Raw genomic sequence first — 10,073 nt, 5'->3', positions numbered from 1 at the left:
GCTCGAACCCATCGGCTACATCCCCCCGGCCGAAGCTGAGGCAAACTACTACCGGCAACTCGCCAGTCAGGCCGAAACGCCGGCCTGACTTAAACCAAATGGCCTCCACGGAAGGCGGGGCGGTTCAACACCCGTTCGGTGTCCGGATGTCGGACTGAAGTCCGACCTACAGGGGGCATCTTCAAGTTTTACCTGGGGCACCCCGGGTTTTTGTTGTACGGGTTCAAGTTCGATCTGGAAGGTCGCAGGTGCTGGTTGGATCTGTTCAACCTGTAGGTCGGACTTCAGTCCGACAACACCCGTTCGGTGTCCGGATGTCGGACTGAAGTCCGACCTACAGGGGGCATCTTCAAGTCTTACCTGGGGCACCCCGGGTTTTTGTTGGACGAGTTCAAGTTCGATCTGGAAGATCGCACGTGCTGGTTGGATCTGTTCAACCTGCAGGTCGGACTTCAGTCCGACATCCTCCGCCGGGCAGGCTTTGTCGGACTAAAGTCCGACCTACAGGAGGTGGGGGCTGGGGTTTTGTGGGCCGGGCTTCAGTCCGACACCGGCGCTTAGCGTTTGCCGGCGCGGTAGTCCTTCAGCAGCTTCATCACCTCGTCGAAGGTCTCGGCCGGCACCATCTTGCCGCGGATGCGCGGGTAGAGCTTGTCGGCGAGGTCGTTCCATTCCTTCATCTGCTCGGGCGTGGGGGTGTGGATCTGCAGGCCGCGCTTTTTCATGGCTTCGACTGCTTCGTCCACTTCCGCCCGGGCTTTGGTGCGCATCTGCAGGCCGGCTTTGGCGCCGGCGGTCTTGAGGGCCTCCTGGGCGGCGGGGCTCATGTCGTCCCAGGCCTTTTTGGTGACCACCAGCGCGCCGACGATGGGCGCCCAGTTGATGTCGAGCATGTGGGGGGCGGTGGCGTAGACCTGGCTCGCCAGCGCGAAGTAAGGGGTGGCGGGCACGGCGGTGATCATGCCGGTCTGGATGGACGGCAGGATGTCGCTGGTCTCAAGCGGCACCGGGGTGTAGCCCAGGCTCTTCATGATGTCCTGTTGCTCGGATTCGCCGGCCCAGGCGAAGAACTTCATCTTGCGGTAGTCGTCCGGGCGCACCGCGGCGTCCTTCGAGAAGAAACGCACCCAGCCGGCGTCGCCCCAGGCCAGCACCACGAAGCCCTTTTCGAGGAACTTGCGCTCCATGCCCGGGCGCAGCTTTTCGCGCACGTAGTCCACCTCGTCCCAGCTCTTGAAGAGCAGCGGCATGTTCTGCAGGGCCGAGATGGAGGGCTCGATCTCGCGCAGGCCGACCACCGACAGCAGCGCCCCCTGCAATTGGCCGATGCGCATCCGGCGGGCCATGTCGGTCTCGCCGCCCTGGCCGCCGTCCGGGTAGATCACGTACTTGGCGCCGTCGCCCTGGGCGGTGCGCCAGGCTTCGCCCACTTCCATCAACTGGCGGTGGTAGAGGGAGTTCTTGGGGGCCAGGGTGCCGATGCGAAGCTGGCTGGCGGCATGAGCGCCGGGGGCGGCGAACGCACCGATCAGCAGGCCGAGCAGGAGGCCCAGCAGGGAGACGAGGTGGGGGTGGAGGCGGTCGATGAGTCGGTGCATGGCGGGCTCGTCCGGGATGAAAGGGGGATCAGAACAGGTCGTCGGCGGTGTCCAGCAGCCAGCGGGCGCGGCGGCGCATCACCTCGTTGGCCAGCATCTTCGGGCTGCCCGGGGCGTCCTTCACGGCCAGCGCCTGGCCCAGCAGATCGGTGAACGCGGCCTTGTCGCCAGCCGGCAGGGCGATGCCTTCGGCCTTGGCGACGAAGGCGCCGGCGCTCGTGCCGTGGGCAAGGCGGATCGCGTCGTCGAAGTATTTTTCGGCCTGGGCGCGGCTGCCACCCGGGCGGGCGGCCTCGAAGCTGCCCATCAGGCTCGCCATGTCGCCGTCGCCAAAACTGGGGTTCGCATCCCAGGCCAGCCTGGCAAGGCGGGCGGCGAGGGGCAGGTCGGCCACGGTGTCGGGATCGTCCTTGGAGAGGGAGATCTGCCCGCCCCAGGCCGCGGCGGCCCAGTAGGCGAGGGGCACGTCGGCGGCTTTGAGGCGCAGCGGCGAGGCCGGGTCGGCCAGCTGGCGGCGCAGGTTCGGGTAGGTGTGGTCGAGGGCGGTCAGGGCGTGGTCGCGGGCCCGGCGGTAGAGCCGCGCGGCGCGCTCCCGCAGGCGCTGGGCGGCCTTGGCGTCGGTGGCGTCTAGACGATCCGCATCGAAGGCCACGAAGGCGTAGGCGTACTGGGTGAAACCGGCGGCCACCGCAGTCGCCAGCCCGGCGTGATCGGGCTGGCTGCGCATCACGGATTCGGAGAGCTTGAGGTGGTAGGCGCTGGCTTCGCGGGCCAGATCCAGGTCATCCTCGGGCGCGCTGCCCTGGCTGGCGAGCTCGTCGGCAAGGCCGTGCATCACCATCTGGCGGGGGGAGCAGGCCGACAGCACGAGGGCTGCCAGGACGATCAGGGCAGAGCGGCAGAAAGGGACGGATGACGCCATGGCGCAGCTTGGATTGCGCCATGCCCGCGGCCGGCGTCGAATGATGAGACGCGGCGGAAGATAGCGGGGCGATATTGCGGGGGGATGACGGAGCGGTGACGGCGCCGCGTTGCAGGCGTTGAGCTGTAGCTCGAACTGTAGGTCGGACTTCAGTCCGACAAACCCTGCCCGATCAACCCGCCATGTCGATCAAACCGCGTTGTCGGACTGAAGTCCGACCTACGGGGTGGCCCGAGAGATGTGCCGACTCAGAACCCGTGATACCTGTCTGGCCGATGATTGACGCCGATCACCAGGTTGAGCGCTGCGGCGCCGAGGACGGACAGCATCACCTGATGGGGCTCGACGACGAGGAGGCCGGTGGCGAGGATCAGGCTGTCGAAGGCCATCTGAACGGTGCCGGCGCGCCAGCCGCGGGTCTTCTGGAGGTAGATGGCCATCACACCGACGCCGCCGAGGCTGGCGCCGTGGCGGATCAGGATGAGGATGCCGATGCCGATGGAAAGCCCGCTCATCACCGCCGCGAACACCGGGTCGAGGTGGGTGAAGCCGATGAGGCCAGGCACCAGCTCGGTGAACACCGACAACAGGCCGATGGCGCAGAAGGTCTTGATGGTGAAGCGCGGCCCCAGCGCTTTGTAGCCGAACACGTAGAAGGGCAGGTTGATGAGGAAGAGCACCGTGCCGAAACGCCAGCCGCCCAGGTAGTGGGCGATGAAGGCGAGGCCGGTGGTGCCGCCGGAGAGCAGCCGCGCCTCCCGCAGCATGACCACGCCGAGGGCGGTGAACAGGCAGCCGATCACCATTGCCTGGATGTCCTCGAGCAGGGTGTGGGGCGCGGCTTGGAGGGGGGCGGTGTCGTGGCTGGGCATGGGGAACGGGGCGGAAGGTGCGCGGCCACATCATAGCGGCGTGGTCGGCGGGGCGACAGGGGCGGGGTGGACAGGCGGATCGCGGGGCACCCGGCCGTCTGGCCGTGCCATGTGTTGCACAAATGCAGCGGAGTTGGCCCGAAACGGGTTTTCATGGCGTGCGGGTGACATAGTTCTCATCCGCACCGCCCCCGGCAGGCGCATGCTTTCGGCACGCCACAGGAGACCCGGACCCATCCGGCCGCCAGGGAAGGTCAGGACAGCCGGCATTCATTCCGGGCTCTTTGGGGCAGTGCAAGAAGAAAGGAGTTCACATCATGAACCCGCTAGCCTGGTGGATCGACTATTGCGTGGGTGCGGTCAGCACCAGCGCGTCCCGTTTCGAGATGTGGGGCCTGCTGCTCCTCAAGAAGCCCCTCGAAACCCTTGCCGAGCAAGGCAAGGCGCCCGACCACAAGTAAATCCCCGTCCGCGTTGTTCCCCTGCCCGGGACGGCCCCTGATTTCAGGCGCCGTCCCGTTGCCATTGCTTGACCAGCATGTAGATCGCCGGAATCACCGCCAGGGTGAGGATCGTGGATGAGATCATCCCGCCCACCATCGGCGCGGCGATGGGGCGCATCACCTCGCTGCCGGTGCCGCTGCCCCACAGGATGGGCAGGAGGCCGGCCATGATGGCGACGACAGTCATCATCTTGGGGCGTACCCGCTCGACCGCGCCCTCCATCACCGCCTCGTACAGATCGGCGAGGGTCGGCGTCTCGCCGGTGGCGGCGCGGCGGGCCTTGGCCTCGGCCCAGGCGTGGTCCAGGTAGATCAGCATCACCACGCCAGTCTCGGCGGCCACGCCGGCCAGGGCGATGAAGCCCACCGCCACCGCCACCGACAGGTTGTAGCCCAGTAGCCAGATCAGCCACACGCCGCCCACCAGCGCGAAGGGCACCGAGAGCATCACGATGAGGGTTTCGGTGAGGCGCCCGAAGTTGAGGTAAAGCAGCAGGAAGATGGTGAGCAGGGTGAGCGGCACGACGATCTTCATCCGCTCGATGGCGCGCTCCATGTATTCGAACTGCCCGCTCCAGGCCACGTAGTAGCCCGGCGGAAACTTCACCTGATCGGCCACCGCCTTCTTGGCGTCGGCCACGTAGCCGCCGATGTCGCGGCCGCGGATGTCCACGTAGATGTAGGCGGAGAGCAGCGCGTTTTCGGTGCGGATGCCCGGCGTGCCCTTGGCGATCACCACCTTGGCCAGCTGGCCGAGGGGCAGCATGGCGCCGTTCATGGTGGGCACCAGCACCTCGCGGGCGATCTGCTCGGGGCTTGAGCGCAGCTCGCGGGGGTAGCGCACCGTCACGCCGTAGCGCTCGCGGCCTTCCACGGTGGTGGTGACCATCTCGCCGCCCAGGGCGCCGGCGATCACGTCCTGCAGTTCGCCCACGGTGATGCCGTAGCGGGCGAGCTGCTCGCGATCCGGCTCGATGTTGAGGTAGAAGCCGCCGGTGATGCGCTCGGCGAAGGCGCTGGTGGTGCCGGGCACCGCGCGCACCACGCCCTCGATGGTCTTGGCGAGGCGTTCCAGTTCGTCCAGATCCTTGCCGAACACCTTGATGCCGATGGGCGTGCGGATGCCGGTGGACAGCATGTCGGTGCGGGCCTTGATGGGCATCGTCCAGGCGTTGGCGACGCCGGGAAACTGCAGCGCGGCGTCGAGTTCGGCGATGAGCTTGTCGGTGGTCATCCCCGGCCGCCATTCGGCGTGGGGCTTGAGGTTGATGATGGTCTCGAACATCTCGACCGGCGCCGGATCGGTGGCGGTGTTGGCGCGGCCGGCCTTGCCGAACACTGACGCGACCTCGGGGAAACTCTTGATGATGCGGTCCTGGGTCTGCATCAGCTCGGCGGCCTTGGTGACCGACATGCCCGGCAGCGACGAGGGCATGTAGAGCAGGGTGCCTTCGTCGAGGGTGGGCATGAACTCCGAGCCCAGACGCGAGGCCGGGTAAAGCGTGGCCACCAGCGCCAGCACCGCGAGGCCGATGGTGAGCTTCTTCCAGCGCAGCACGCCGCGGATGATCGGGCGGTAGAGGCGGATCAGCACGCGGTTCACCGGGTTCTGCGCCTCGGGGACGATCCGCCCGCGGATGAACAGCAGCATCAGCACCGGCACCAGGGTGACGGAGAGCAGCGCGGCGCTCGCCATCGAGAAGGTCTTGGTCCAGGCCAGCGGCGAGAACAGCCGGCCTTCCTGGCCTTCGAGGCTGAACACCGGCAGGAAGGACACCGTGATGATTAGGAGCGAGAAGAACAGCGCCGGCCCCACCTCGCGGCAGGCGGCGAGCATCGCCTCGGCCCGGTCGGCGGTGGTGTGCCCGTCCGGCAGGCGTTCCAGGTGCTTGTGGGCGTTCTCGATCATCACGATGGCGGCGTCGATCATCGCGCCGATGGCAATCGCGATGCCGCCGAGGCTCATCAGGTTGGAGTTCATGCCCAAAAGGCGCATGGCGATGAAGGCCATCAGCACGCCCACCGGCAGCATCAGGATCGCCACCAGCGCGCTCCTCACATGCAGCAGGAAGACCACGCACACCAGCGCGACGATCAGGGATTCCTCGACCAGCGTCGTCTTGAGGGTGGCGATGGCGCGCTCGATGAGTTCGGAGCGGTCATACACCGGCTGGATCGACACGCCTTCCGGCAGGCCGGGGCCGATCTCGGCGATCTTGGCCTTGAGGTTGCCGATGACCTCCAGCGCGTTCTGGCCGTGGCGGGCCATGGCGATGCCGGCCACCACCTCGCCGTCGCCGTCGAGCTCGGCGATGCCCCGGCGCTCGTCGGGCACCAGCTCGACCCGGGCCACGTCGCGCACCAGCACGGCGGTGCCGCGCTCGGCCTTCAGCACCAGCGCGCCGATGTCGTCCTTGCCGCGCAGATAGCCCTTGCCGCGCACCATGTATTCGGTCTCGGCCATCTCGACCACCCGGCCGCCCACGTCGCGGTTGGAGTCGCGGATCACCTGGGCGACCTTCATCAGCGGAATGCCGTAGGCGCGCAGCTTTACCGGGTCGACGGTGACCTGATAGGTCTGCACGAAGCCGCCCACCGACGCCACCTCGGCCACGCCCGGCGCCTTGGCGAGCTGGTAGCGCACATACCAGTCCTGGATCGAGCGCAGTTCGGCGAGGGTCTTGTCCCGGGCCAGCAGCACGTATTGGTAGACCCAGCCCACGCCGGTGGCGTCCGGCCCGATCTGCGGGGTGACACCCTTGGGCATGCGGCCGGCGGCGAAGTTGAGGTACTCGAGAACCCGGGAGCGCGCCCAGTAGATGTCGGTGCCGTCCTCGAAGATCACATACACGAAGGACGCGCCGAAGAAGGAGAAGCCGCGCACCACCTTGGATCGCGGCACCGACAGCATCGCCGTGGTGAGCGGGTAGGTGACCTGATCCTCCACCACCTGGGGCGCCTGGCCGGGGAACTCGGTGTAGACGATCACCTGCACGTCGGAGAGATCCGGCAGGGCGTCGATGGGGGTGCGCAGCAGGGCGAAGACGCCGGCGAACACCACGAAGGCGGTGGCGAGCAGCACCAGCACCCGGTTGCGGCCGGACCAGTCGATGAGCTTGGCGAGCATGGGGGCGCTCCGTCAGTGGCCAGCGTGGGCCGCGGGCGTGGCGGCGGCAGGGCGGATCGCGGTGATGACCCATTCGCCCGGGGCCCGCTCGACGAACTCGAAGGCCACCTTCGCCCCCGGCTTGAGGCCGGCCTGGAGCGACGGGTTGGCGAGCTTGAACTCCATGCTCATCGCCGGCCACTTTAGGCTGGCCACCGGGCCGTGGGAGAGCATCACCGTTCCGTCGGAAACGTCGATGCTCTCCACCACGCCCTCGGCCTTGTGCCCCACGCTGGCGGCGGCGGGCTGGGGCTGGGCGAAGCTGCCCAGCACCGCCTTGAGGTTGCTCTCCGCGTCGATCAGGAAGTTGGCGGCCACCACCACCGCGTCGCCCGCCTTGAGGCCGTCCAGCACCGTCAGCCGCTCGTCGCTGCGCTTGCCGAGCTTCACCTCCCGCGGGGTGAAGCGGCCTTCACCTTCGGCGATCAGCACCACCTGGCGGGTGCCGCTGTCGATCACCGCCGAGGTCGGCACGGTGAGCACCGGCGCGCTGCTGCCGGCATTGATCTCGATGCGGGCGAACATGCCCGGCTTGAGGAGCAGGCCGGGGTTTGCCAGCTCGACCCGCACCGGCGTCGTGCGGGTTTCGGCGTTAACGCTCGGGTAGAGGTAGGCGATGCGGCCGTCGAAGGTCTTGTCCGGGTAGGCATCGACCCGCACCTTGACCGGCGCGCCCACGCGGGCGGCGGCGATATCCTGCTCGAAGACGTCGGCCATCACCCACACGCGGGAGAGGTCCGCCACCTGATATAGCGCCTCGCCGGGCATGAAACGGGCGCCCTGGACGGCCTTCTTCTCGGTGACGATACCGGCCACCGGCGACTGGAAGCTGATCGTCCGCGTCGCGGCGCCGGATTTGGCGAGGGCGCGCAGCTGGGCGTCGGAGATATCCCAGTTGCGCAGGCGGATGAGGGCCGATTCGGCCAGCTGCTTCATCCCGGCCTGGGCCTCGCTGCCGGCACCCTTGAGCGCCTCGACGCCCTGGGCGGCGATCTGGTATTCCCGCTGGGCGGCGACGAGCTCCGGGCTGTAGGCCTCGAACAGCACCTGGCCGCGGGCCACCGGCTGGCCGGTGACGTTCACGTGCAGGCGCTCCACGTAGCCCTCGAACTTGGGGGCGATGGTGTAGAGGCGCTGCTCGTCGGGCTCGACCCGACCGGCGGCGCGGATCTGGCCACCCAGGGCGCGCAGTTCGGCGGGCTCGGTGCGCACGCCGAGCTTCTGGATGCGCTCGGCGCTGATCTTCACCTGCCCGGCGGGCGCGGGCGTGGCCTCGGCTTCGCCTTCGTACACCGGGATGTAGTCCATCCCCATCGGGTCTTTCTTGGGGGTGGGCGAGGTGTCGGGCAGGCCCATGGGGTTGCGGTAGTACAGCAGCTTGCGGGCGGGCTTGGCGTCAGCAACCGGGGCCGGCGTCACGGCGCTGCGGGTACCGAACCAGTAGCCGCCGGCGGTGCCGCCCACGGCGATCACGGCGGCAAGGGCGAGGGCGGCAGGGGATTTCACAGGTCTTCTCCAACGATGCGTTCGATCTCGGCGAGGCTCATCTGGGCCTCGAACTGGGCCTTGATGCGGCTCTGGCGGGCGATGCGGATCTGGCGCTGGGCGTCCATCAGGGTGGCGAAATCCACCTTGCCGTTCTCGTAGGCGGCCAGCGCCGACTTGAAGCTGAGGTCGGCCTGGGGCAGCAGGCTGGTGGCGATCAGCGCTTCGGTGCGACGGGCGGCCTCGAAGGCCGAGCGCTGGCCCTCGAGTTCGCCCAGCGCCTGGTTGGCGGTAGCGTCGAGGCGGGCGCGGGCGGCGGAGAGCATGGCCTCGGCCTCGCGCTCCTGGGCGCGGCGGCTGCCCTGCTGGAGCGGCAGGTTGAGCTCGACCATCAGCTCCCATTCCTTCACGCTTCCCTGGTACTGGATGGGCGAGACGCCGAGGGTGAAATCCGGGTAGCGGTTTTTGTAGGCCAGCTCGCGGCCTTTTTCGGCGGCGCGGACCTTGGCCTCGTCGGCGAAGAGCTGCGGATTGCGGGCGCGCACCCGGGCTTCGAGCGCGGCGGCATCCAGCGCGGCCGGCGGCGGCAGCGGGCGCAGGCGCGTGGGCGCCTCCAGCGGTGCGCTGGCCGGGCGGGCGAGCAGTGTATTGAGGCGTGCGCGGGCCTGACGATCCTCGTTGTCGAGGGAGAGGAGTTCGGTGCGCATGCCGGTCTGTTCGATCTGGGCGCGAATCACGTCCTGCTGGGCGGCGAGGCCGCCGGCGTAGCGGGCCTGGGCGACCTTCTCGAGGCGGGTGGAGAGATCGAGCAGCTCGCGGGTGAGGGCGGTGTTGTGGTGGATGTACTGGTACTGGGCGTAGGCGGTCTTGATGCGTGCGGAAAGCTCGGCCCAGGTGCCGGTGGCCCGGCCGTCGGCGGCCCGGGCGTCGAGCTCGGCGATCTCGCGCTTCAGCTCACGCTTGCCCAACCAGGGCACGTCCTGCATCAGCAGGTAGCGGGTGCTGCCCACCCGCGCCGGCAGCACCGACGGGTTCTGCTCGCCCATGCGGGTGATGTCGCGCAGCTCGGTGCGGAACTTCGGGTCGGGCAGCGCGCCGGCCGGGACGATGCGCTCGGCGGCGGCCTCGGCCTCGTAGCGCATCGCGGCGTATTCCGGGTTGCGGCTGCGGGCATAGTCGAGGAGCGATTCGAGGCTGGCACCCGGCGTCTGGGCCTGGGCGGTGGCGGCGAGCGCCAGCAGCAGCGCGGGGGCGAGGTGGCGGATCATGGCGGCGGCGCCTTGGGGCTCAGGGGGCTCAGGGGCGTTCGATGCGGGTAACGGTGAGCGCGCCGCCGGTGTCTTCCATCCCGAAGCGGATCTTGTCGCCGGCCTTGAGCTGGTCGAGCCACGCGGGGTTCTTGGGGTCGTCTCAGAAAACGGAAAATAAAGCACGCTAAGAAAGTTACGCGTTTCAGTACAGCATTTGCAGATCCAAGTACCGCTGACAAAAGAAGAGAGAGACCGAAAAGCAATTGTTTTTCGGTCT

7 protein-coding genes and 1 pseudogene are annotated in these 10,073 nt (G+C 68.1%); 1 reads left to right on the top strand and 7 read right to left on the bottom strand.

Annotated features, from left to right (window positions below; translation table 11 throughout):
* Positions 1-557: 557 nt before the first annotated feature.
* The 3 genes from dctP to GH681_RS22085 form a co-directional block, all read right to left on the bottom strand.
* The gene (dctP, locus tag GH681_RS22095) at positions 558-1,598 is read right to left on the bottom strand and encodes a TRAP transporter substrate-binding protein DctP (protein WP_153163678.1); all 1,041 of its coding nucleotides are present in this window, start codon (positions 1,596-1,598) and stop codon (positions 558-560) included.
* 28 nt (positions 1,599-1,626) lie between these two features.
* A complete protein-coding gene (locus GH681_RS22090) occupies positions 1,627-2,520 on the bottom strand; it encodes a TRAP transporter TatT component family protein (RefSeq protein ID WP_153163677.1) in 894 nt (297 codons plus the stop codon).
* Between the two features lie 248 nt (positions 2,521-2,768).
* Positions 2,769-3,392, bottom strand: a complete 624-nt coding sequence (locus GH681_RS22085; protein ID WP_228112030.1) for a YitT family protein — start codon at positions 3,390-3,392, stop codon at positions 2,769-2,771.
* A 317-nt stretch (positions 3,393-3,709) separates the two neighbouring features.
* Between GH681_RS22085 and GH681_RS22080 the strand changes: the two genes are divergently transcribed.
* Positions 3,710-3,853 carry a hypothetical protein gene (locus GH681_RS22080; RefSeq protein WP_153163676.1) on the top strand — a complete coding sequence of 48 codons (144 nt, stop codon included), beginning with the start codon at positions 3,710-3,712 and terminating at the stop codon, positions 3,851-3,853.
* 43 nt (positions 3,854-3,896) lie between these two features.
* On the opposite strand, the gene GH681_RS22075 is transcribed toward GH681_RS22080, so the two are convergent.
* The 4 genes and pseudogenes from GH681_RS22075 to GH681_RS22060 all read right to left on the bottom strand — a co-directional run.
* Entirely contained in the window at positions 3,897-7,022 is a 3,126-nt protein-coding gene (locus tag GH681_RS22075; protein WP_153163675.1) for an efflux RND transporter permease subunit, read from the bottom strand.
* Between the two features lie 12 nt (positions 7,023-7,034).
* Positions 7,035-8,567, bottom strand: coding sequence for an efflux RND transporter periplasmic adaptor subunit (locus GH681_RS22070; protein WP_153163674.1), 1,533 nt, complete (start codon positions 8,565-8,567; stop codon positions 7,035-7,037).
* The gene (locus GH681_RS22065) at positions 8,564-9,814 is read right to left on the bottom strand and encodes a TolC family protein (protein ID WP_153163673.1); all 1,251 of its coding nucleotides are present in this window, start codon (positions 9,812-9,814) and stop codon (positions 8,564-8,566) included. Before GH681_RS22065 ends, GH681_RS22070 begins: the two co-directional genes overlap by 4 nt.
* Positions 9,815-9,842: 28 nt before the next feature.
* Positions 9,843-9,935, bottom strand: a pseudogene (locus tag GH681_RS22060) (copper-binding protein); the annotation flags it as partial.
* Positions 9,936-10,073: the final 138 nt, after the last annotated feature.

The sequence above is a fragment of the Zoogloea sp. 1C4 genome, from assembly GCF_009469605.1.
Lineage (GTDB): Bacteria > Pseudomonadota > Gammaproteobacteria > Burkholderiales > Rhodocyclaceae > Zoogloea > Zoogloea oryzae.
The sequence above is the reverse complement of the archived record's forward strand: the minus strand, read 5'-3'. Positions and strand labels throughout refer to the sequence as shown.